The organism is Mucilaginibacter straminoryzae, from assembly GCF_022953055.1.
Lineage (GTDB): Bacteria > Bacteroidota > Bacteroidia > Sphingobacteriales > Sphingobacteriaceae > Mucilaginibacter > Mucilaginibacter straminoryzae.
Map to the genome: position 1 here is coordinate 26,279 of NZ_JALJEJ010000006.1, position 24,140 is coordinate 50,418.

General features: G+C 46.6%; 17 protein-coding genes. 3 read left to right on the forward strand and 14 right to left on the reverse strand.

The genetic code is table 11. The features are described 5' to 3' along the window. The first annotated feature begins 72 nt into the window (after positions 1-72). Complete coding sequence (locus MUY27_RS13300) at positions 73-786, forward strand: head GIN domain-containing protein (RefSeq protein WP_245130526.1); 714 nt, start codon at positions 73-75, stop codon at positions 784-786. A 254-nt stretch (positions 787-1,040) separates the two neighbouring features. On the opposite strand, the gene sov is transcribed toward MUY27_RS13300, so the two are convergent. The 14 genes from sov to MUY27_RS13370 form a co-directional block, all read right to left on the reverse strand. Next, entirely contained in the window at positions 1,041-8,087 is a 7,047-nt protein-coding gene (gene sov / locus MUY27_RS13305) for a T9SS outer membrane translocon Sov/SprA (protein WP_245130527.1), read from the reverse strand. 26 nt (positions 8,088-8,113) lie between these two features. Further along, complete coding sequence (gene ruvA / locus MUY27_RS13310) at positions 8,114-8,698, reverse strand: Holliday junction branch migration protein RuvA (protein WP_245130528.1); 585 nt, start codon at positions 8,696-8,698, stop codon at positions 8,114-8,116. A 14-nt stretch (positions 8,699-8,712) separates the two neighbouring features. Further along, positions 8,713-10,995: an NADP-dependent malic enzyme gene (locus MUY27_RS13315; RefSeq protein ID WP_245130529.1), complete on the reverse strand. Its 2,283-nt coding sequence runs from the start codon at positions 10,993-10,995 to the stop codon at positions 8,713-8,715. Positions 10,996-11,149: 154 nt separating this feature from the next. Continuing rightward, positions 11,150-12,355 carry a lytic transglycosylase domain-containing protein gene (locus MUY27_RS13320; RefSeq protein ID WP_245130530.1) on the reverse strand — a complete coding sequence of 402 codons (1,206 nt, stop codon included), beginning with the start codon at positions 12,353-12,355 and terminating at the stop codon, positions 11,150-11,152. A 101-nt stretch (positions 12,356-12,456) separates the two neighbouring features. Continuing rightward, positions 12,457-13,884 (reverse strand): Asp-tRNA(Asn)/Glu-tRNA(Gln) amidotransferase subunit GatA, encoded by a 1,428-nt coding sequence (gene gatA, locus MUY27_RS13325; protein ID WP_245130531.1) that lies wholly within the window; start codon positions 13,882-13,884, stop codon positions 12,457-12,459. A 96-nt stretch (positions 13,885-13,980) separates the two neighbouring features. Further along, positions 13,981-14,166, reverse strand: coding sequence for a twin-arginine translocase TatA/TatE family subunit (locus MUY27_RS13330; RefSeq protein WP_245130532.1), 186 nt, complete (start codon positions 14,164-14,166; stop codon positions 13,981-13,983). A gap of 28 nt (positions 14,167-14,194) precedes the next feature. Then, positions 14,195-14,656 carry a Sec-independent protein translocase subunit TatA/TatB gene (locus MUY27_RS13335; protein WP_245130533.1) on the reverse strand — a complete coding sequence of 154 codons (462 nt, stop codon included), beginning with the start codon at positions 14,654-14,656 and terminating at the stop codon, positions 14,195-14,197. 56 nt (positions 14,657-14,712) lie between these two features. Further along, a complete protein-coding gene (locus tag MUY27_RS13340) occupies positions 14,713-16,020 on the reverse strand; it encodes a murein hydrolase activator EnvC family protein (protein WP_245130534.1) in 1,308 nt (435 codons plus the stop codon). A gap of 17 nt (positions 16,021-16,037) precedes the next feature. Then, positions 16,038-16,835, reverse strand: coding sequence for a lipoprotein insertase outer membrane protein LolB1 (lolB1, locus tag MUY27_RS13345; protein ID WP_245130535.1), 798 nt, complete (start codon positions 16,833-16,835; stop codon positions 16,038-16,040). Beyond that, a complete protein-coding gene (locus MUY27_RS13350; protein ID WP_245130536.1) occupies positions 16,813-18,546 on the reverse strand; it encodes a tetratricopeptide repeat protein in 1,734 nt (577 codons plus the stop codon). Before MUY27_RS13350 ends, lolB1 begins: the two co-directional genes overlap by 23 nt. Positions 18,547-18,549: 3 nt before the next feature. Further along, positions 18,550-18,984: a dUTP diphosphatase gene (gene dut, locus MUY27_RS13355; protein ID WP_245130537.1), complete on the reverse strand. Its 435-nt coding sequence runs from the start codon at positions 18,982-18,984 to the stop codon at positions 18,550-18,552. Then, positions 18,981-20,486 carry an oligosaccharide flippase family protein gene (locus MUY27_RS13360; RefSeq protein WP_245130538.1) on the reverse strand — a complete coding sequence of 502 codons (1,506 nt, stop codon included), beginning with the start codon at positions 20,484-20,486 and terminating at the stop codon, positions 18,981-18,983. The genes dut and MUY27_RS13360 overlap by 4 nt, the downstream gene beginning before the upstream one ends. Positions 20,487-20,519: 33 nt before the next feature. Beyond that, on the reverse strand, positions 20,520-20,795 hold the full coding sequence (locus MUY27_RS13365) for an acylphosphatase (RefSeq protein ID WP_245130539.1): 276 nt from the start codon (positions 20,793-20,795) through the stop codon (positions 20,520-20,522). A gap of 43 nt (positions 20,796-20,838) precedes the next feature. Continuing rightward, on the reverse strand, positions 20,839-22,008 hold the full coding sequence (locus MUY27_RS13370) for an amidohydrolase family protein (protein WP_245130540.1): 1,170 nt from the start codon (positions 22,006-22,008) through the stop codon (positions 20,839-20,841). Positions 22,009-22,167: 159 nt separating this feature from the next. Here MUY27_RS13370 and rlmN point away from each other — a divergent pair, with 159 nt between their 5' ends. Both rlmN and MUY27_RS13380 read left to right on the forward strand, forming a co-directional pair. Then, complete coding sequence (gene rlmN, locus MUY27_RS13375) at positions 22,168-23,235, forward strand: dual-specificity RNA methyltransferase RlmN (protein ID WP_245130541.1); 1,068 nt, start codon at positions 22,168-22,170, stop codon at positions 23,233-23,235. Between the two features lie 143 nt (positions 23,236-23,378). Then, on the forward strand, positions 23,379-23,999 hold the full coding sequence (locus MUY27_RS13380) for a ComF family protein (RefSeq protein ID WP_245130542.1): 621 nt from the start codon (positions 23,379-23,381) through the stop codon (positions 23,997-23,999). Positions 24,000-24,140 lie beyond the last annotated feature (141 nt).

Genomic DNA, 24,140 nt, shown 5'->3' on the forward strand with positions numbered 1-24,140 from the left:
TAGCAGCTTTTTTTATGATCCGGTGCAACGTTTGCCAGGAGCGCATTGTCTTTTCTATAAACAACCCCAAAGATGAAAAGACTTACACTTACCTTATTCACTGCGGTACTGATGATCGCAGTTAATACCAATACCTTCGCGCAAAAAGTAGCTGAACAAACCCGCGAAGTTTCCGGTTTTAGCAAAATAGCCTCGGCAGGTTCATTTAACGTACACGTTACCCTTGGCAACACCGAAAGCTTGAAGATAAGCGCGGACGACGATATCATCGATAAAATTGAAACCGTAGTAGAAGACGAAACCTTAAAGATCCGTTTTAAAAAATCTGAAGACGGCAGCTGGAAAAATTACCGTTACAACAAGGTTGATATCTACGTCACCGCAAAGGCATTAAACGGCATCTCCAATGCAGGTTCCGGCAATATTAACGTTGACGGTAAAATTAAATCAGAGAGTTTCCGGGCGGTACTCAGCGGGTCTGGTTCGATAAAGGGAAGTGTAAACGCCAACGAACTGAATGCTTCCATCGCCGGATCGGGCAGCATCAGCTTAAGCGGCAGCTCGGACAATGTGAAGGTACTGATCAGCGGCTCGGGCGAGTTAAAGGCAAAAGAACTTACTGCCGAGAATGCCACTTTAAGCATTGCCGGTTCGGGTAATGCCTACATCAAAGCAGATAAAGAAATTGAAGCACGCATTGCAGGTTCGGGTAGTGTGTATTACACCGGCAGCGCCGTGGTAAACAGCCATACTACAGGTTCTGGACGGGTAACCAGGGCAAACTAAAAAGCTTTTTACTTAACTATTAATAATGTACAGTTAGTTTTCAGAAAGCACTGCGCGAGGCGGTGCTTTTTTTGTTATCACCAGGTTCTTATTTCAACAAAGCGGTGGTGGCTGGCAAAAACCAGTCTGCCAGGACTGCCACACCTGCCGCATTCGCCGCATTTACCACGTTCGCCACATTTACCGGGACGGCCATAGGTTTGCTAACTTTCAAGTCAGGATTACCGCCAACATCCTGTCAGTAAACCGGCTTTTTATTGCAAGAGCAATTTCAGGTTGATGCCGAAGTTGGTGTAGGCGGTGTTGAACGCCTGCGAAGTATAGGGCTTCGTGATATTAGAATCGTAGAAGATTGTGAGGTTAAACCGCTGATTGATCACATAATCAATAGATGGCCGGTAAGTGATATTCTGCGCACCGGAGGATACTTCGCCCTGCTGTACATCTGCCCGGTAGATCAGTGTTTTGTTGTCGCGCAGGGCAACGTCAAGTTTAAAGCTCAGATCGTTGTTTAACTGGGCATTATTAAACCAGCCAAAAGGAATTTTAAACCGGTTGGTACGGTAACCAAGGCCAAACACCAGGATATTTTCGTTCTGCTGTGCCAGCTGGCTGTTCAGCAAGCTCAAGCTTAGTGTACGGCTTTTGCGGTATTCAAAATTGGTGGTCACGGCATTCTTAAATCTTATATCCATACCCACCAGCGGCACAAACTGCTCAAACAAGGTTACCTGCGTAAACTGATAGAACGGCAGGAAATTATTATTCACATCCCTTGCGTAAGAAGCGCCGTTTGCCTCCTGGTATTGCATCAGGGTATTGTAACTGTTTACGCTGTAAGTGGAACGGTAACCATGCCGCAGGTCGAACGAATCAAACAGGTCATTAAACAGTGGGATCCGGCTCAAACCGTTGTATGTAATCTGCCAGTTTGGTATCGGAATTTTCGGGAAAGTATTCAGGCTTACACTCGACGCGTCTTTACCCGTATAGGCTGCAATAAATGATGATATCAGCACGTTCTGCTGGTTAGCGCCATACCCGTCCGCATAGCCGCCGGCCTGCCCCTGCGAATTGGGGTTTTGCGCACCCAGCCTTTTAGATACCACACTCCGGTTCTCCAGTAATTTCTGGAAGGTTGATGACGTGTTATCATTCCCGGTGGCTTTTGAAAATGCCGTACCGATTGACAGGAACGAGATACTGTAATCACCGTAAGTGTAAGGGCTTAAATTGCTGAACGTCCTGGTGTTGGGGTCGTACTTAAAGTTGGTCTGATAGTTCCGGTCCTGTGTGCGGAAGGCCGTTAACTCAATCCGCAGATCGCGGAAAGGTTCCAGTGTGCTTCGCAAATGCAGGTCTTCATTCAGCGTAGTTGTATACAGCTGGTTCTGCAAGGTATCGGTGGTAATCCAGCCGTTATTGATCGCTTTTTGCCTGATATCTGCCTGGCTACCCAATAAGAAGCCCAGCCCCGGCGCATTATAGCTAAAGCTTTGCCCAAAATAATCTGTCGTTGGCAGGTAGCCGGGCAGGAAGGTACCCTGGGTACGGGTATAGTTACCGCCGATATTTTTGATACTGGTTAACAAACCGGCAATAATCGCTTTCGCGCCTCCTTTATTGTTGCTGCCCTGCGCACTTCTGAAAAACGAGAACTTGTTGTACAGGGTCGTCATGTTCAGCGTTGGATTCAGCTGTATCGTGCGCGAGTTCTGGATGGTATTACCTACGTTAAAGTCTGTATTCCGCAACGAGAACTCCGGCTGCGACTGCCAGTTGAAATGCGTACTGTAACGTGCCACCAGGTTTACAAAATCAAACCCGGGTATCTTATTCAGTGGTACATTGTAGTTAAAGTTGATGGTATGGTCGTAATTGGTGGTGCGGCCAAGCTTCTTCAGGTTCTCCCATAAGGTATCGCGCTTCAACCCGTTTATCCTGCCCGCGGGTTCATCCACCACGGCCAGGTTGGTCGCATCGATATCCATCTGCAGGCTCTTGGTCAGGTTCCAGCCAATGCCGTACACCCGGGTGATCAGGAAGTTCTTGTTAAAGGTAGTTGGGATAGGGATATAGTTATTCGGGTCGTTATTACGGAGGGTATTCTCCGAATAAAACCTGTCGAAAGTGATATTAAAGTTCAACCTTGATGGCAGCAAGCTAAAATTAATATCGCGGAACAGGGCCAGCATATTATTCTTAATTACCCTTTGCAGCGGACTATAATACTTCGGCTGGTTGTTATAATTATAGCCTAAGGCCACGCGGTAGATCTTTTGCAGGTCGCTTTGGGTGGTAAAATCGTGGTGCTGATATTCGGTATACGAATAGGTAGCGTTAAGATTTTCGATATCCCAGACTTTAGACGGTGCAGTCGCATTGGTCTTTACCTTATGAATATTGGTAAAGTTGATGCTTTTACGGTTGGTATAATCTATACTTACGCTCTTAATGGAGTCGCGGGCCTTCTGATTAGGCGCAGCTGCCAGGGTTTGCTTCAGTTCCACATCGGGCATGGCCGGGTCAAACTGGGGCATGCTGGTTTGGTTCGATACATTCACAAACATTGGGATATGAATACCGCTCCTGTCCGGGAAGAATTTGCCTAATTCTACATTGGCGGCAACATCATATGATTGATTGTCGCTGCGGCTGCGTTCGCTCACATGTTGGTCTATCGCACCAAAGCCCACCGTACTTTTACTACCTGCTACGGTAACATCGGCAAAGTCTGCCAGTTTTGCGTTCAGCCTCCCGGTAGCCGCCCAGCCGCTTCGCTGGTCGAAATCCGTCAGGCGCAGTTCGTTAAACCACACGATGGCGGTTTTATCCATGCCGTCATCATTCGCGTTGCCTACGCTTCCTTTATAAGGGTTGCGCACCCCAAGCATAATGCTGCGCAGACGGCTCAGATCCGGCTGACCTTTAATGGTCACCTTATTTCGTCCGTCGGTAAAGGTAAACGGTACGTTGGTTGGCCATGGTAGCCCGTTCAGCTTGGCATTGTTTCGGGCAAGTTTGGCATTGGTTAGAACAGAAAGCGAAAGGTCCAGTTCGTTCACTGCAGGCCATATGGCGTCCGGGTCGCTGGTATTGGGCAAGGTCACCTTCAGCGGAATTTCGTATTCGTAGTAGTTATCCTGGTAATCTACACCCAGACGAATAAACGCGCTTACATCATTATCCTTCAGCTGGCTTCCTTCGGCATGGATAAACATGTTGATCTTTTTGTACGAACGCAGGTCGTTATAGAATGTACGGAAAGCCGCACGGGAATAACCATCGCGCAGGTTGGTTACACTTAATGATAACGACTGTTCGTTCAGCCGGGTATCCGTACGAAGGTTATTATAATCGCGCTGGCGCTGAATGCCGGGTGGCACCACATACGGGATAGGCGAGCGCGTACCGTTCTCTTCAATATTTACCGTGCTGACGTTAAGGGTAGAATTATCTAAAGGCGGGTTAGTGATCGCCGGATCTGCAATTACCTTGGTGGCATTATTTTCCGAATTATAGCTGCGCCAATCGCCGCGCTCAAACTGTAAGCTGGCAAAACGCAGCACGGTGGTATCGGCAAAGTTGGTCATGAACATCCGCACAAAACGGATAGCTTTAAAATCCTGGATGTTGCCCACCTTCGACTCATAGGCCGTAATCGGAACCCTGAACTGGTACCAGTTAACAGATTGCGTTGTACCGTCTGCCAGCTTCACATTGGCCGTAATTTTATCGGTAATGTAATTCTGCCCTACGATCAAATCCTTCGGCCGCATAGAAACCCGGTACTGGAAATACTCGTCGGCCTGGCTCATGGTGTTGTCACGATTAATATCCTCACCATCCGGCAGTGACGTCGAAGCCGATGTCTCTATGCCCAGTTCTGCTTTGGATTGTTCGGCAGTTTTAGAGTTACCTTCGGTGTTATTGTACTTGCTGTAACGCTGCAAGATCCCGGCATTGGCCTGATCCAGTTGCGGACCGCGGTAATACTGGTAATCATCCGAAGAAGGGTCAGCAGTAATGGCGGCTGTAGCGGCAGGGTTTAACTGCCCCTTAATCTGCTGAACAAAGCCTGCAAATTTCTTCTGCTCGTCAGCATCGCTCAAACCGTCCAAACCAACGTCTTGCAACTGACGAGTGCTGGTGTTATTGTCAAACGCGTTCACGACAGGTTGCAGGCGTGGCACACGGCCCCAGTTGGTTTCGTCAACCTTAGAATAATCGCCGTCTACCGGCAGGCCGTTCTCCAAACTCTTGCGGCCGTCTTTCAGCACGTCTTCAGAAATGCTGCCCAGGTTAAAATAAAGGTCACCACCCGTCGCGTTGGTTTTATAAATGAATGGGTCCAGCACCCAGAACTCGATATACGCCACATTCAGCGACTCAAAGTCGTTCGTTTCTATCTTGCGGTACATACCACCCCAGCGCGAGCGCGGGTTCTGTAAAGTACCATCGTTGTTTATGCCTGATGTAGTAAAGTTGTATGGGCCGCGCACGTTAGGGTAAAAGGCCAGATCCAGCGTAGGCAGGATTAACGGCTGACCGGTTACAGACTGCTTGTATGGGAACACCTCTGTTTCTAACACCTGCCGTACGTAGTGATTAGACAATTGCGCGCGGGTATTGCCGGTAAGCACCGTGCTGGTATTAGTGTAAAATATTGGGTCGATGTTGTAGAACGCCAGCCTTGCCCGGTTGTAACCGTAAGTAAGATCATTAAACAGCCGCGATTCCGGGAATAGCTGCGGGGTACCGGAAAGCTGCCACGCGATAGAGCTTTTCAGGTCGATGATAGAACGGCTGTTCTCGAAATCGTCCAGGTAGGAAGTACCATTTTTTGAACCGGCAAAGTTTAGCGCGCTTGGATTGCCCGGAAGCAACTGCGCAAACTCGCCATAAAAGTTAACGGTAGAAGGCGCTTTGGTGTTGATAAAAGGGAGCTTATCTACCAGCCTGGTCAGCATGCGAGAGTTGGAACTGTAATTGGCATCGAACCCCCAGATGGTGTTAGATATCGATTCCTCGCCCACAATCTGCTTTTGGGTGATCGGCTGCTCGGTAAGGTGCATGATGGTAGCGCCTAAACCTAAATTCTTGCTGGCATGATAATCAAACCGCGAGCCATAGAGCGACCGCTGCTGAATGCCGAACAACTCGTTATTTTCAATCCGTACCGTAATTGGCTGCCCGGACGAAAGCAGTGCCTGATTAATGATCCTGATCCTGCCGCTGTTGTAATCGACGGTAAAATCTGTACCCTCCTGCAATTTCAAGCTACCTGCAGTAACAATAACTGATCCCTGTGGAATATTTATCGCATTCAGTTGGTATTCAGACCCGCCTTGTGAGGCGTAGGTTCCTTTGATCACATACCTGTTCAACTGCGGGAAAAGCTGCTGGGCAATGGTTTTGGTAGAATCATATAACGGTTGGTAAACATACCGCTGCGCTATGGCGTCCTCGCCGGGTGCAAACTTCGCGGCCAGGTCTGAACCGAAAGGCTCCACCACCGGGAAGGAAATACGCCCGTTCTGCGAATCGATTGTAATGCCTTCCAGGAAATCGAAATAACCGTCGGGCTGCTTATCATTCTGCTGGTTCAGGTTATCTAACCCGGTCAATTGCAACCAAAGCTTACTTTTCGTTCTCGCGCCATCGTCCATAATGGGCTTCTCAATCCCCGATTTATCATCCAGGCGACTGATGGTCATCCTGAAGTTAAGCGGACTGATCTGGTAAGCACCGATTGAGTAGATGTTCTTCATCATCAGGTCCCAGGTGGGCAAATTGGTTTTCAGTTGCTCGTTTTTCAGCAACTTTACAAAAAGCGCCTTGGGATTATTCGGGTCGACGGGAACGTCCGTCGAAAACTCCCCCACCTGGTATTCTTTGCCGTTGTAGGTATAGCGATAGGCTACAGCCAGCACCTCGTCGTTATTCAGCGGATAGTTCAGCGAGATATAACCTAATTGTGCATGCAGCGTAAACTCTTTATCGGTCAACCGCCGTGCGTAGGTCAGTTTGGAGTAGTTATCCGTGGCACCGGTAGACTGGAAATAGGTAGCAACGGCATTTGAATTGGTCTGCCGGGCATCAGCGGGCAGGTTACGTAATAACGAGTTAGACTGCTGCGGGAAATTCGGGCTGGTAAAACCTGCAGGCAAGCCCGAGAAACCCGGCCCACCCTGGATCAGCGTATTGTTATAAGGCTTATTCTCACCTAAGTCAATAAACGCCAGCACATCGCGCGAATCCGTTGTCGTGTTCGTACGGTTGGTTGTCCAAACTTCTATTTTAGTGATGGTAACGTTCGAACTGATGATCGGGATGTTCGCCAGCGCTTTGTTATAGTTATTGCGGAAATACTGCGCCAGGAAGAAGTGTTTATTCGCTTCGTAGTCTGCCGGCGTCAGTCGGAATTCGCCCTGCTGAGAGCCGTTGGTAATGGTAATGGTCTTGGACTGTGACCGTTGCTGCGAGAAGATACTGGTGACATCCAGCTTACCGAACTTCAACTTGGTTTTCACCCCGAAAAGCGCCTGGCTACCGGTGATCAGCGACGTGTTCAGCGGCATACTTACCGTACCGGCTTCTATCTTTTGAATGATCTCGTCTGCGTGGCCGGTATAATCCAGCTTTACCTGGTTATCAAACTGAAACTGTGCATCGGTATTGTAATTAGTAGCGATCTTTAGCTTATCACCAATACTCCCTACCACGTTCATCTGTATCTTTTGGTCGAAGTTAAAGTTGAAAACGCTGCGCTGCCGCGTATTGTACAGCGGGTTCTGGTTGCTGTTGATCTGCCCGGCAAAGATCATTTCGGCCGAACCCTGCGGGCGGATATCGATCGTATTATTGCCGAAAACCTGCTCGAATGTTTTACTGCGGACCTTTATCTGCGGGATAAAACCCGGCTGCTGCGACTGGTAGTTATAATTATCTGATAGTTGCTTAAAGTATTCGCGCTGGTTCTGCCGTTCCAGTATTTTAAGGTATTGGTCGAACGTGAGGTATTGCGGCGGGCGATAGTTCAAGTTTCCTACCTTTTCGGTAAGTATATAGCGATTGCTGACAGGATCATACTGGATGGTGCGTACCAAGTTCGGCGGATCTGGAGCAAGTACGCCCTGACGTAAGCGGCCATTGCGGGTTGCCGGTACACGGATAGGCCTTTGTGCTGAAGAATCTCTGCGGGGAGCGCCTGTCTGCTGAGCAAAAACATTGCTGTATCCGCTAAAAGCAGCAAAAATCAGTACCCATAAGACAACTTTAAGTGTAAATACTTTTGTCAAGCGTCCGGCAAAAATTTAATCAATAACTACAAACTCCTAAGGGCAGCTTTAATCAGCTGTTCCACATTCAAACTCCCTGATTGCCTTTTTATCTCTGCGTCTAAAACCTTTTCTGCCACATTACGGGCAAAACCCAGCATTACCAACGCCGACAGTGCTTCGTCTTTTACCGTTTGGTTAACCGGTACGGCTATCAGCGTATCGTAGCCGTCTTTCTTCAATTTGTCTTGCAGTTCCAGTATAAGCCGCTGCGCAGATTTGGGGCCTATACCTTTAATGCGTTGTATGGTTGGTACATGGCCTTTCACAATGGCCTCCTGTATCTCTTCGGGTGTAATGGATGATAACATCATCCGGGCCGTGTTGGGCCCTATCCCCGAAACCGAAATTAAATGAAGAAACAACCTGCGCTCGCCTTCATCAGCAAAACCATAAAGTGCGTGCGCGTCCTCTTTTACGTAAAGCCAGGTATAAAGTTTGAATTTTGTGCTATCTCCTAATTTGCCATAGGTATGAACAGAAATGTTAATGTGGTAGCCCACACCTCCTACATCCAAAACGGCGTAGGCCGGCGATTTAAAAACCAACCGGCCTTCAATATAATCATACATGATAAGGGTTGCTGCTAAGCATTTCTACTACTTTCTTTTTGCTGGGCATCTATTACCGCAATCGTGATCATGTTCACAATCTCCCTTACCGAACTGCCCAGTTGCAACACGTGCACCGGCTTGTTCAGCCCCAGAAGAATAGGCCCTACGGCCTCTGCCCCACCTAATTCCTGCAATAATTTATAGGCAATATTACCCGATTCCAAGTTAGGAAAAATCAGCGTATTTGCAGGCTGTCCGTTAATAGTTGCGAAAGGAAAATTATCTGCTAAAAGATTGCTGTTTATAGCAAAGTTTGCCTGCATTTCACCGTCTACCACCATATCCGGGTAGCGCTCATGCAGGATGCGTACCGCTTCGCGGGATTTCTCGGGGATCGGCCCATCGTTAGAGCCAAAGTTAGAGTAAGAAAGATGTGCTATACGTGGCTGAATATTGAACTGACGGACGGATTTTTCGATCAGCACGGTAATATCCACCAGCTCTTCTACCGTCGGGTTTACGTTCACAGTTGTATCGCCAAAAAACACAGGCCCTTTCTGGGTAATCATCATATACATACCGGCAACACGGCTGGTGCCCGGCTCGGTACCAATGATCTGTAGCGCTGGTTTTACGGTACTTACGTAGCTTTTGGTTAAGCCCGAGATCAACGCATCTGCCTCGCCGAACTGTACCATGCAGGCACCGTAATAGTTACGGTCCGTCATCAGTTTACGGGCCTCATAAAGGGTAATCCCCCTGCGCTGTCTTTTTTCATACAGGTATTGCGCGTATTCCTCGAAATGCGGCGCGTCGCCTTTGGTATCGATGATGCTTACATCGCCCAGGTCCAATTCGGTTTCCTCCATGATACTTTTGATCTTCTGGATGTTACCCAACAGAATAGGCGTTGCGATACCTTCGTCTTTCACAATCTGCGCCGCTTTCAGTATCTTGTAGTTATCCGCTTCGGCAAATACCACGCGTTTCGGGCTTTGCTTGGCCTTGATAGAGATGTTGCGCAACAGGCGGTCATCCTTACCGATACGGCTTCTCAGCTCTTCGGCATAAGCATCCCAATCCTCAATTACACGGCGCGCCACACCAGACTCTATCGCAGCTTTAGCCACCGCCATAGATACCTCGGTGATCAGGCGCTGGTCCATCGGTTTAGGAATAATATAATCCCTGCCGAATTTGATATTTTTTAAGTTATACGCCAGGTTAACCGCTTCCGGAACGGGTTTTTTGGCCAGTTCTGCAATGGCATTGGCGGCTGCCAGCTTCATTTCTTCGTTAATGGCAGTCGCGCGTACGTCTAACGCTCCGCGGAAGATGTAAGGGAAACCCAGTACGTTATTTACCTGGTTAGGAAAATCCGAACGACCAGTAGCCATAATAATGTCGTCGCGGGTTTCAACAGCGGTTTCGTAATCAATTTCGGGTGTTGGGTTGGCCATAGCGAACACAATCGGATTAGGCGCCATGCTGCGCAGCATATCCGGTGAAACCACGTTACCTGCCGAAAGGCCGATAAAAACGTCGGCATCTTTCATGGCATCCGAAAGATTCTTTACATCTGTACGGTCTGTCGCAAAGAACATGCGCAGCTCGTCCAGGTCGGTACGCTCTTTGTTCAACACGCCGTTGATATCAAACATCACCAGGTTTTCTTTCTTCACCCCCAGCGACAAATAAATTTTAGAACAAGAGATGGCCGCAGCGCCCGCACCGTTCACCACCAGTTTAATCTCGCTCAGCTTTTTGCCTTGTATTTCGCAAGCGTTAGATAAAGCCGCACCCGAAATAATGGCCGTACCGTGCTGGTCGTCGTGCATTACCGGGATGTTCATTTCGGCCTTCAGCCTTTTCTCTATCTCGAAACAGGTAGGTGCAGAAATATCTTCGAGGTTGATGCCGCCGAAGGTAGGTTCAAGCGCCTTTACGATGTTGACAAACTCATCAACGTTGGTTGCATCAATCTCCAGGTCGAAAACATCGATATCTGCATAGATCTTAAACAGTAACCCTTTTCCTTCCATTACGGGTTTACTGGCTTCCGGGCCGATATTTCCCAGGCCCAATACCGCAGTACCATTACTGATTACCGCTACCAGGTTACCTTTGGTGGTATATTTATAAACGTCGTCTTTATTTTCAGCAATCTTCAAACAAGGCTCTGCAACGCCGGGCGAGTAGGCCATGGTGAGGTCGCGTTGCGAATTTGTTGGTTTTGTAGGCACTACCTGAATTTTGCCGGGACGGCCTTTCGCATGGTAGTTCAATGCATCGAGCTTACGATTGGTTTTGTTCATCTTCTCAAATTCAAGCAGCAAAATTACAATTCTTTTTGAACCGCTTTTATGATAAGCGTATTATGAATTAATTACTTGTGCAAAATTGAAAGGAAAATGCAGCAACAATGCTGGTCATGAAGCAACATCCGGTAAACAGGAAATGATCAGGATACTATTTTGCCGCTACTGCATTGCCCGCAGGGCGCGATGCAGCGTCAGGTGCCGTGAGGCGCAAAGTTTGCCCGGGGATGGCTTTAGAGGTATGGTTCCACTCTTTCAGTTCGCTTAGCTCCATGCCGTATTTATCCGCGATAGAACTAAGGGTCTCTCCCCTCTTTACGGTATGGTACTGAGGCAATTGCTGTACAGGACCGGCTTCAACCTCTGTTGTATTAAAAACAGGTTCGGCCGGAACGGTTAAGGCATCGCCGGTAAGGGCACTGTATAAAGCGCCGAATTTCTCTTTATTAATCTGCGGAAGTATTAAGCGGCGTGGTGCAGCCGGTGTTCCGTTGATTACCAATTTGCGGTAGCACGGATTTAAAGCTGCCAGTTGCCCCAGGTCGACGTTAATTACGCGGGCTACATTGCTCAGCGAAACAAACTTGTTCACCATTACGGTATCGGTCTGCTCTGGTAACGCGCACGACTGCGGATTGATGTTGTGCTGGTTATAGTAGTTCATCACATAGGTCATTGCGATGAACGCAGGTACATAATTACGTGTTTCAGCAGGTAAATACTGGCGGATGGACCAATAATCCAGCGCGTTTGCTTTCTGGATAGCACGCTCTACGCTGCCTTTACCGCAGTTGTAAGACGCTATGGCCAGCAGCCAGTCGCCAAACTCCTGATAAGCATCGCGCAGGTAAGCTGCTGCTGCGTAGCTGGCCTGGATTGGGTCACGGCGTTCATCAACGTAGTTGTTGATGTTCAATCCGTAAGTACGACCGGTGGTTGCCATAAACTGCCAAGGCCCTGCAGCGCCCACACGCGAAACTGCATTTGGGTTAAGCGATGATTCTACGATAGAAAGAAATTTGATCTCTTCAGGAATCCCTGCATCTCGGAAAGCCTTTTCGTAAATAGGGAAGTAGTATTTAGCCAGGCCGAGCATTTTGCCGATCTCGTCGCGGCGGTTGGGGCTGGTATAAATATCGATATAGCTTTGTACAAACTCATTATAGTCAAGCTGTACATCTTTTTGAATAGTAGTTAAACGGCTTTTGAAAAACATTCCCGGGCCAGAAACAGCCGGGGGAAGCATACCTGTTACGGTGGTTGCCGTATCGGTGCGGAAAGCGTTTGAAGGTTTCGCGGCGTTAGCCGAATCTGTACTGATAACAGGAACAGATGCGCCAAGCAGCAGTTTCGACATTAAAACGAAAGCAAGAACAGTATAAAATCTCAACATTTAACTAGTAGGGGTTTTAAAATACTGCGCCAAGGTTAAAAGCGATGCTACTAAATTAATACTATTTAACTTAAATCTAAAAAAATTTTTGAAAAACTCAGCAATTCCCTTTCGGCAAGGGGTTTGGCTGAAAGCTGCATACCTAACGGCAGCTTCGAAGATTTGTTTTTTACGGGCAGAGAAATCGCAGGCAAACCTGCCAGCGACGCCTGTACCGTAAAAATATCTGAAAGATAAGATACGACTGGGTCTTTCTCCTCACGATCTAACCTGAAAGCAGGCTCTGGCGCAGTGGGGGTAAGAATAAGGTCATATTCTTTTAATATCTCGAAAGTTTTATCCCTGATGAGGCGACGCATTTTTTGCGCCTTGGTATAATACGCGTCGTAATAACCCGCGCTTAGAATAAAGGTGCCGAGCATAATCCGCCGTTTCACTTCCTTACCAAACCCTTCAGACCGCGATAATTTATACGTGCTGGTAAGGTCGGTAGCGTTGGGGCTGCGGTAGCCGTAATGCACGCCGTCATAACGCGCCAGGTTTGAAGACGCTTCAGCCATCGTCAGAATATAATACGTGGGCACTACATAGTCCAGGTATTCAAAAGAAACAGGTTCTACCGTGTGTCCCTGCGCTTTTAGGTTAGCAATGGTATCTTCGAGGGCCGTTTTTACCGCTTCGTCCAGGCCGGGGCGTTCCAGCGCCTCTTTCAGGTAGGCTATTTTCTTTTTAGCTGTTCCCGCGGTTTCAATACCGTATGAATCAGCTTTAGATTGAATCAGGGTGCTATCGTACTGATCAGGGCCGGCCATTACTTCCGTCAGCAATACGGCATCTTCAACAGACCGGGTAAGGGTGCCCACCTGGTCGAAAGAAGAAGCGTAAGCGATAATTCCGTGCCGTGAAATACGCCCATAAGTGGGTTTAAAACCAATGATACCGCAAAAAGATGCTGGCTGACGAACCGAGCCACCGGTATCTGTCCCGATAGCGGCGTGGCACATACCCGCCTGTACACTTACTGCTGAGCCACCAGACGAGCCACCTGGTACACGCGCATTATCTGCAAAGTTTTTTACTGCGCCATAGTACGAGTTTTGGTTAGAAGCGCCCATGGCAAACTCGTCGCAATTACAACGGCCGATAATGATGGCATCTTCTGCCAGCAGCCTTTCTACAATGGTTGAAGAATAAATGGCTTTGTAATTCTCCAGTATTTTGGATGAAGCCGAAGCTTTATGGCCTTTATAAAGGATATTATCTTTAATGCTGATTACCATGCCGGCCAGGCGGCCGGCGGTATTGTTCTTCAGTTTTTCGCCAATAACAATGGCGCGTTCAACGGCTTCCTTTTCAAAAACCTCTACAAAGGCATTTAAATGCGAATTCAGTGCAATTTGCGAAAGGTAGTCTTTCACCAAACCCTCCATGGTAAGCCCGTCATGCTGCAAACCATGCCTGATCTCATTTAAAGAAGTAAACGTTTTAGCCATGGGCCTAAAATAAAAAAACTTATCAGTTGAAAAGGTATTTCAACCGATAAGTTTACCAATCCGGTAGGATTACCGGAATTTATTTCTTAAAACAGCTTAAGCGTTTCTTTTTTCTTCGCTGGTTGTGCTGGTAGTATTAGATGGCTCGTGGTTCTGAGCATCTTTAAATTCTTTAACGCCTTTGCCTAAGCCTCTCATTAGTTCAGGAATTTTCTTTCCGCCGAATAATAAAAGGATTGCAATGATAATCAGAATGATTTCTGGTGCGCCTAATCCACCCATGATAATTTAATTTAAATGTTTAAAATTTTTACTCCTTAACTGCCTTAGTTTCGGTTCCCTGTTTTGTGATCTCTTCTTCCTGATGTACGTTAGCAGCCGCTGCATGGTTTTCCGCCGCAGGCGTTGTTTCTGTTTGCTCTGGTATTAAGTGCGAAACATCTGCATGGCTTTCAGATGGTTCAGGATGATTGTAATCGGTTATCCCCATGTAATTTGCGCCGCTTAACGGTACCGCATTCGGAACAGATGGTGCCTCTGGCTCTTGCTGTACCGGTGGCGGGGTTTCATTCTTTTCTTCAAAATTGTTGATCTGGTTCTGAATTTCGCGCTTAACGCCTTCAGAGGCATCTTTAAAATCACGTAAACCTTTACCCAGCGTTCTGGCCATCTGCGGGAGTTTCTCGCCACCAAACAACAACAACGCCACAAACAGGATGAGTATCAACTCTGGTGTACCTATATTCAGAAACAGAAGAACCGGGTGAAACATACTAATGAATGAAGTTACAAATATAAATAATTTAAAACGGATAAAAGTCCTTTATATTATTGTGGTGCAAGCCAAATCTTCGGGTTTACAGCGGTTTGCCCTTTGTACAACTCAAAGTGGACCTGGGTTTCGCCGGTAGCAGCATCCGTAGCCACCGTGCCCAGCGTTTGCTTGATATCTACCTTGGCGCCTTTTGAAACACTTACAGATTTGAGGTTGGCATAGGCCGTAAAATATTCGCCATGCCGGATCACCACCAGGTACGTACCACTGATATTATTAATGGAAGTTACCTCGCCGGAGAAGATCGCGCGAACCGCTGCATTTGCGCCGGTACGGATATCAATACCCGGGTTATCTGTTTTAATGCCTTCGATATAGTTCATCCCGAACTCCTGCGTGATTACCCCATTGGCCACCGGCCACGGCAAGCGCCCCCGGTTACCCAGGAAATCATTGGACAGTTTAGCAGCTTCGGGTGTAGCGTTCAGCAGTTCGCTATTGCTGGAGGTCGATTTTGGCGCCGGGCGATTCGATGCTACCGGAGCAGCCGTTCCAGCAGCCTTAGCACGTTCGGCAGCGGCTTTTGCTTCAGCCGCACGTTGCGCTGCAAGACGCGCTTCCTCCTGCCTACGCGCTTCTTCGATCTCGCGCCGGATGGTGATCCGGATCTGCCGGTCTATCTGCGCCATCTGTCGCTGGCCATCGCGGATTTGTTTATTAATTTCACCCTGCTGTTTAGACAGGTTGCTGATCACCTGTAACTGATCGTTCTTCTGCTTGCCGAGCGTCTCCTTTTCTTTCTCCTGGTCTTCCAGCAAATTATATTGTTCTTTCTTGGTACGGTCAAGCTCCGATATTTTATTGTTGAGTTCGTGCTGCGTACCTTGGATAGAAGCGGCCTGCCGCTCGCGGTAGTTACCAAACTGCTGCAGGTATTTTAACCGTTTATAAGCCTGGTTAAAGTCTTTCGAGGCAAAGATGAACATCAGCTTGTTATACGCGCTCTGGTTATGGTAGGCGAAAACGATCATGGCCGCGTACTCCTTCTTCAACTGATCCAGCTGGCTCTGAAGGGTATGAACCGTATTTGTATTCTGGTTGATCTGGTTCCCTAACAGGCGGATCTCTGCATTCAGGTTATTGATCTTGTCCTCCCGCAGCGATATCTGTGCTTTAAGGTTATTCAGCTCCTTTAAGGTTGTCTTTTTATTTTTTTGCGTTTCGCGCAATTCATCGTTCAATTGCTGAAGCTCGCGGTTTAATTGTTCGCGCTTACGCTTAAGCTCTGCACTGCTTTGTGCCCAGCTCTGCGCAGCAATTAATACTAACAGACAAACAATTAAGGCTCTTATAAATTTCATTAACCAAAAATACAATTTTAATCTACCTGTGTAAACCGTTTGGGCACGCTAAACGGAAAATCAACAGCCTCGTCAAAATCTGCTTTAGTGTAATGCAGCTCAGCCTTGATATTCTTATTCTTTACAGTAGAGGTAAACGTGATCTGGGAAGGGATGGTGCGGTTAACAGATAGAATATAATCTGAATTATTGATCATAAGCGATTGCCCCGCCGCCTGGTTAGACAGGTTGGTGCTACTCACTTTCAGATCGGGGCCTACGGTTAACTCATACATCATCTGCGCCAACTGGCCGGTTAGTACCGTGTTGTTATTGCTTGCATTCAACTGGGCATCATCATTCAATAATTCCGGGATGGCATTACCTACCAGGATAGATTCGATGGTTTTATAATTTACCGCCGGGCCTGTATAGCTATGTACATAGCTGAAAGGTTTTTTTAAATACTGGCTTTGCAAACGGTTTAATACCAGGATGCTGTCCTGGGTGATCATCGCACGCGCCACTTCTACCCCTAAAACCGCTGTAACAGAAATCCAGATGCGCTGGTTACGCTGGATACGAATGTTTAACGTAACATCATTACTGTTGCCGTTGATATCCAGCTGGGTTTTTGCCTTGCCGGAAAAAGTGTTAAAGCTTACCTGCCTGGCCCGAATGGCCTCTAACTTCTTGTGTTTGGTATTGGCCGCGTTGTTTTCGGCTACAGCTGCGCTGTCTTTCCCGGTTGTTCTTACCAGTTGCTTTTTTGCATGGCAACTGACAACAACCATACCGGCAACCAGCAACAGGCTACTCAATATATTTCTTTTCATTGATCTTACGGTCTAAAACGGACGATTGTGCACCGTACGACCTGGCTTTTTTCCAGTTCTGCACCGCTGCCTCTACATCGCCCAGGTAAAACATAATATCGCCATAATGTTCGGTTTGTACCGCGTTATGGTCTTTATCGTGTACCAGCGCCTTTTCTATCCACTCTTTGGCTTCCCTGTATTTCTTTTGCTTGAATAAGATCCAGGCGTATGTATCTTCAAAAGAAGCGGTTGAAGGCTGTATCTCGTTCGAGCGTTTGGATAGTCCCTCTGCTTTATCTAACTGCACACCTCTTACTGACAGGTAATACGCAAAATTGTTTAACGTATAGGCATTATCCGGATTATAGGTCAGCGATTTTTCATACGCTGCATCTGATTGCTGATCGTTCTTCAACTCGTGATAGCAATCCCCAATAGCCGAATAGCACTGCGAAAGTAGGTCCTTATCCTGAGTTTCTAATGAAGTTGCATTTTTAAGATAACCTAAAGCCTTCTGCTGGTTTTTCTTTTGCGCCCAGGCCACACCTACCAGGTAATTCATCCAGGCCTGGTTGGGGAAAAGCGTCAAAGCATTTTCGCCGTCCTTAATCGCTCCGCTGAAATCGCTGTCGCCCAGTTCAATCCTTACTAACTGCTCATGTACAGCGTAGATCTTATCATTCAGACTGATCGACTTCCTATAGGGTTCTTTCGCTTCTTTATATTTCTGGTTTTGCAACAGCATATCGCCGTAAACGGCGTAAGCACGTGCTTCATCCGGGTGGGTATTCACTAATATCCGGCTTAATTCCAGCGCACTGGCTTTGGCATTCGGATCCGGGAATTTGGGTACATAACCCATCAGGATGCGAACCTTCTGATCCAGCGGAAGGCCGGGTATGGCAAAAGCCAGCTTCAGTTCATTGAAACTACCTTCGTAATTCTTGGTATTGCGGTACACATCCGCCAGTTCTAAATGGGCATATCCGTTTTGCGGATCTATCTTCAGCGCTTTCTGAAAGGCATTGATGGCCTCGTTGTTAAACCCGTTCGAGTTATAAATTTCGCCCAACATCAGGTAATACTTTACCTCGCCAGGGTTATTGTCTATCGCTTCTTTAAGGGCAGCTGTCGCTTTATCAACTTTTCCCTGCGAGAGGTAAATCCTTTGCCGTTTGGACAATAGTTCGTCGGTTGGGCCGGTTATCTTTTCCAGATCGTCATATACTGCTAAGGCTGCATCATATTTTTGTGCGATGGCCAGGGCATTAGCCTTATCCAGGTAATAATCGGGGTTATTGGGGTTGATGCGGATCAGTTGGGTAAAAACGTTCTCTAATTTTTGAATGTTATTGGTCTTCTCGTAAGTCGAAGCCAAGCCTACCCAATACCACTCGTTATCCGGTTTCAGTTCAACGGCGGTCTCCAGCAGTTGCTGCGCGGTCGCATAATCGTTCCCCTGTTTTTTAATGTTGGCCAGCTCATACATGGCAGCATCATTACGCGGATCCATTTGTAAAATGCGGTTAAACATTTCACCGGCCAGCGAAAAGTTTTCGATGGTTTTTTCCCGGATGGCAGAGAAGTACAACTGCCGGATCATGAGGCTGTCTGTTGAAGTTAAGACACGGGGCTGCGCACCCTGCTGCACTTTTGCCGCGGGTGAAGTTTGTGCCGCTGCCAATGCAGGCCACAATGCCAAACCGATTAATTTTAACTTCAGCTTCATTGTTTAGTTTACACCGGTGTGCCCGTAGCCCCCGGCGCCCCGGGTAGTGTCGGTCAGCACTTCGGCCGCTATCCACTCTACCCTTTCGTGCCTGGCTACCACCATTTGTGCAATTCGGTCGCCCGCTTTTATTTCAAACGCTTCGTTTGATAAATTGATTAATAAAACTTTTATCTCGCCGCGGTAATCTGCATCAACGGTGCCAGGCGAATTAACAATGCCGATACCGTGTTTAAATGCCAGTCCACTCCGCGGACGTATCTGCGCTTCAAAGCCTTCGGGTAATTCAATATAAAGCCCAGTGGGGATCAGCTTGCGCTCTAATGGCTGCAAGATGACCGGCGCATCCAGATCGGCACGTAAATCCATACCCGCAGCGTGCAGCGTTTCATAAGCCGGCAACTGGTTTGCTGATCTGTTGATAACCTTAACTATCATTTTCTTTTAAATAAAGCTACTAATTCTTTTCTTTCCAACATCAGCGCAGTTATTCCATAGCCGATAAACAACGCATTGCCCGCCCAGATATTGCGGTGGAAAATAGTAAATGACACGTAAACGATGATGACAGAACTTAAAATATATCCCACGTTCTTTTTCAGATTATACGGGATCGGATAATTCCTTTGCCCCCAGACGTATGATAATACCATCATTGAAGCATAAGCCGCAAGGGAGATCCAGGCTGAAGCAATATAACCATATGACGGGATGAACAGCACATTCAGTATAATGGTAAGCACTGCGCCGATACCCGAAATGTATAATCCATATTTGGTTTGGTCTGAAAGCTTGTACCAGACAGACAGGTTCATGTAGATACCCAGGCTAACATAACCAAACAATAATAAGGGCACCACTCTTAAGCCCGACCAATACAGGGCAGTTTGGGCGGCATCGCGGCCTTTAATAAAATACTTCAACAAATCTATGTTTGCTACCAGCCCTACAAAGATCACACATACGGCTATCACAAAGTAATTCATGATGCGGGCGTAGGTCTGGCTGGCATTCTTGTTATTGGCATGGCTGAAGAAAAAAGGCTCTGCCCCCAGCCTGAAAGCGTTTACAAAAATGCTGAGGAAGATAGATATTTTAGCACATGCTACATAAATACCTACCTGTAGGGCACGCTGACTTTCGGGCAGTAATTTACCGAGGAGGATTTTATCCAGGTTTTCGTTGATCAGGAATGAAAAGTTTGCAACCAGCACCGGCCAACTGTAGCTGAGCATCTCGGTAAACAAAGCACGGTCGAACTTCGGACGAAGCTTCAACACCTCGGGCAGCAGCATGATCAACGTAAAAATGCTTGCCACCAGGTTAGAAAGAAACACATAACCCAACCACCCGCGTTTAAACCACGGAGCGATGGCATTGGCACCGGGTAAATGATGTGCCACGATATACGGCAATACATAAATAAAAACCAGGTTAAGGCCAACAAAAATCAGGATGTTTAAAAGTTTAACCATCCCGTAACGCCCGGGTCGCCCTTCAGCCCTGATCTTGGCGAAAGGGATAACACATATCGCGTCGACAATCAGAATACAGATAAAATAACGGGTGTATTGAACGTATTCGTTAAAAGGTGTGTTCTGATCTATCTGGATCCACGAAGTAATAAGCTTGCTGAAGGGAAAAGTGATGAGCAGGAACAGGAAAGAAATACCTAAAATAGCCCCGAAACAATTATTGTATACTACGTCTTTCTGATCGGCACGTTTATTCAGGTACCTGAAAAAGGTGGTCTCCATACCAAAAGCCAGCAACGCATTCAGCATGGAAGCATAGCTGTACATGTTACCGAATATCCCGTAAACTTTGGTAGGATATGCGCGGGTGTAAACCGGCGTTAAAAAAAAGTTTAATACACGGCCTGCAATGGTACTTAAACCGTAAAGCGCTGTTTGGCCGGCAAATTTCTTAGCTGTAGACAATCGAAGATAATTTTGATAAACGTACGGGAACGTTTACTTTTTAACAACTTCAAAATTACGATAGTTTTTTAATTCTGCTTCGGCGGTAGAAACGGCAGTTACATGGGCTTTTTCTGGCCCTTCATTGCACCATTCCACAAACATTTCCAGTATACCCGGTTCAGCCTCTGCTTCAATATATACAGAACCGTCGGGCTGGTTACGGACGATGCCCTTCACCCCTAACTGATCTGCCACGGCCTTGGTAGAGGCCCTGTAAAATACGCCCTGCACTTTACCCGCTACGTTAATTACGATGTGTTTTTTCATACGCAGGGCAAAATTACGGTTAATGATTGGAAACGAACGAAAACTACACCAGCCTTCTCACCCGGCTTTCCGCAGTAAGCTTTAGTCCGTCAAGGCCGGTGATCAGGTTTAGTCCGGGTGTTTTACCAACTTCAATACTGCCTTTCTCGTCATCTATCCCCAGGAAACGCGCACCACTAAGGGTAGCCCACTCCAGCAGGCGATTTAAACCGATAGATGGCACATGCTGATGCAGCAGGCACATTTCCTGCAAGATAGAAAGCTGCTTATTTGAGGCCAGGCTATCTGTACCCAGTGTAATGGGATGGCCCTGGTCCATAAACAGCTCTACCTTAGGCAAACGGCCCTCGATGTATTGGTTGGCAGAAGGGCAGAAACACCAATGTATCTTACGGTCAAACCGCTTGATGAAATAAATATCTTTTAAGTTGGTAAAGGTATTGTGTACCATTAATATCCGTTGCTTGTTAGAAAGCAGCGGCAGCACGGTTTGCAGCGAATTGCGCGCCTGGGGCTTAAAATAGCTGATATCCATGCCGAAAGATTCATACAGATCCAGAAAGGAACCTGTTTTATAACGGTAGAGTTTATTTTCGTCTTCAGTTTCCTGGTTATGGATACTTAAGAGATTTACCGGTTCCTGATCTGCATAGTTACGGATCAGCCTGAAAAGCTCTTTAGAAACAGAGTACGGTGCATGTGGTGAAATAGAGCTCGATAGTGGTTTAAAGCTCTTGTTCAATGACACGGCCTTTTCAAAAACCTCTTCTGCCCGTTCGGGCAAAAAGCTGAAAAGCTCTATAAAGGTATGGTAGTAAAGTTTACTTGCTGTCTTGACCGCTATGCTGGCCCCGGTATTGGCAATATCCCCAACGGCCACAATACCGTTGTTGTACATCTCTTCATCGGCTTGTTGCATGGCATCCAGAACCTCGGCCGGGTCTGCCTGCCTTTGCCATTGCACCTGCTTAATAAAATCTATTAAACCGGTACCCTCTGGCACCTTATTCTTTAAATGCGAAAGCTCCAGGTGGCAATGGGTATTGATAAAGCCAGGGCATAACACGCCACTGAGCTGTTCAATAGCTGTTTCGGGATGGGCAGGTTCGGTGCTTACGGCGACTATTTTCCCTGAATCATCTACTGTAACAACACCATTTTTTATCGGATCGGCACTAATAATAAAAACGTAATCGGCTCTGTAACTTTTCATTTAAATTTCAAAAACTATATCGTCCCACTCCTTTTTTAACAGCGTTCAATAGTGTAAATTAAGAAGACTACAATTAACTCTAAGTTGTGTTTTTTTAATTTTTACAATTTAAGGACTACCCGAAAAAGATGATGATCTGAAAATCAGTACCTTTGTGCCGTGAACAGTACTAAAGGCAAAACAGACATCCGAAGTTTAACATTAGCAGACCTGGAAAAACGCTTTTCAGAAATGGGCGAAAAAACGTTCCGGGCCAGGCAGGTGTATGAGTGGCTTTGGAAAAAATCAAGCTTTTCCTTTCAGGAGATGAGCAATATTTCAAAAGAACTTCGTCAGAAACTGGAAGACAATTTTACCATTAATTTTGTTAAAATTAATAACTCACAGTTCAGTGCTGATAAAACTATAAAAAATTCCTTTATATTACATGATAATCATTTAATTGAGGGCGTTTTAATTCCAGCGGACGACCGCATGACGGCCTGCGTTTCTTCGCAAGTGGGCTGCAGCCTTACCTGTAAATTCTGCGCAACGGGTTACATGGAGCGCAAACGCAACCTCAACCCTGATGAAATTTACGACCAGGTAGTGCTGATTGATCAGCAGGCAAAAGGAAACTACCAGGTACCCCTTACTAACATTGTTTACATGGGTATGGGCGAACCTTTGCTCAATTACGCCAACGTTTTAAAATCTATTGAACGTATTACCGCAGCGGACGGCCTGAATATGGCAGCCAAACGGATCACGGTTTCTACCGCCGGCATTGCCAAGATGATCAAAAAGCTGGGAGACGACCAGGTTAAGTTTAACCTCGCCCTGTCTTTACATGCCGCAAACGACAAAAAGCGGAACGAAATTATGCCCATCAATGAGCAAAACTCATTAAAAGCGTTGGCAGAGGCATTAAAATATTATTACGCTAAAACTAAAAACCCGGTAACTTACGAATACATTGTCTTTAATGATTTTAATGACAACATCCAGGATGCTATGGAGCTGGCCAGGTTTTGTAAACACCTGCCCTGCAAGGTGAACATCATTGAATACAACCCCATCAGCTTTGCCAATTTTTTAAATGCCGAGGAAGACAAGATAGAGGCTTTTGCAGCTTATCTGCGCAAGCAGGGGATCATTACCAATGTAAGACGCAGCCGCGGTAAAGACATTGATGCCGCTTGCGGGCAGTTAGCCGTTAAAGACCAGCAAAAGGCTGAAATTATTTAACCCGTTATTCATATTTATTTAACTTTTTAAACAGAAATTCTAACTTTGGGTATAAACCTTTGATAAACACCTAAAAGTTGAGTTATTTTTCTGATTTCTTTGGACTGATTTTTCCGCAGACTTGCCAGGCCTGTAAAAAAAAATTGACGCGTTATGAAAAGGTCATTTGTACTAACTGTACCTATGACCTTCCCTATACCGATTTCCATCAACACGCCGATCATGCGGTAGCAAAACAGTTCTGGGGTAAAGTTCAACTGGAAGGCTCGTATGCCCTGCTTTATTTTAATAAAGGCAGCAAAGTTCAGCGCCTGATGCACCGGCTCAAGTATAAGAACATGCCCAAAATAGGTAAAGTACTCGGTGGACTGGCTGGAAGCCGCTTAAACCAAGTCGAAGGCTTTAAAACAGTAAACGTAATTATTCCGGTACCGCTTCACCCCAAGAGGTTAAAAAAACGGGGGTATAACCAAAGTACCTATTTTGCACTTGGCATAGCTAAAAGGATTCGTGCCAGGGTAGTTGAGCATAACCTGATACGCACTAAAGCCACGGAAACGCAAACGCATAAGACCCGACTGGAAAGGTTTGAAAATATGAAGGCTGTGTTTGCTGTAAAGAGGCCACAAGAACTGGAAGGTAAACACATCTTACTGGTAGACGATATCATGACAACAGGTTCCACGTTAGAATCATGCGCAAATGTACTGCTCCAGATACCCGGTGTTAAGCTCAGCATTGCTACTATTGCTTATGCAGAGTAACGTTAAAACGCCGTTAACTAATCGCATTTTGCGGGCCGCAGCTTTTTTTTTAAAAAAATTATTTTTTGGTGTAACCTTTAGGTAACCTTCCTCCGTATAAGAGTACGGAGCGTTTATTAGATAGTTAGCAGGGGCTTGTGT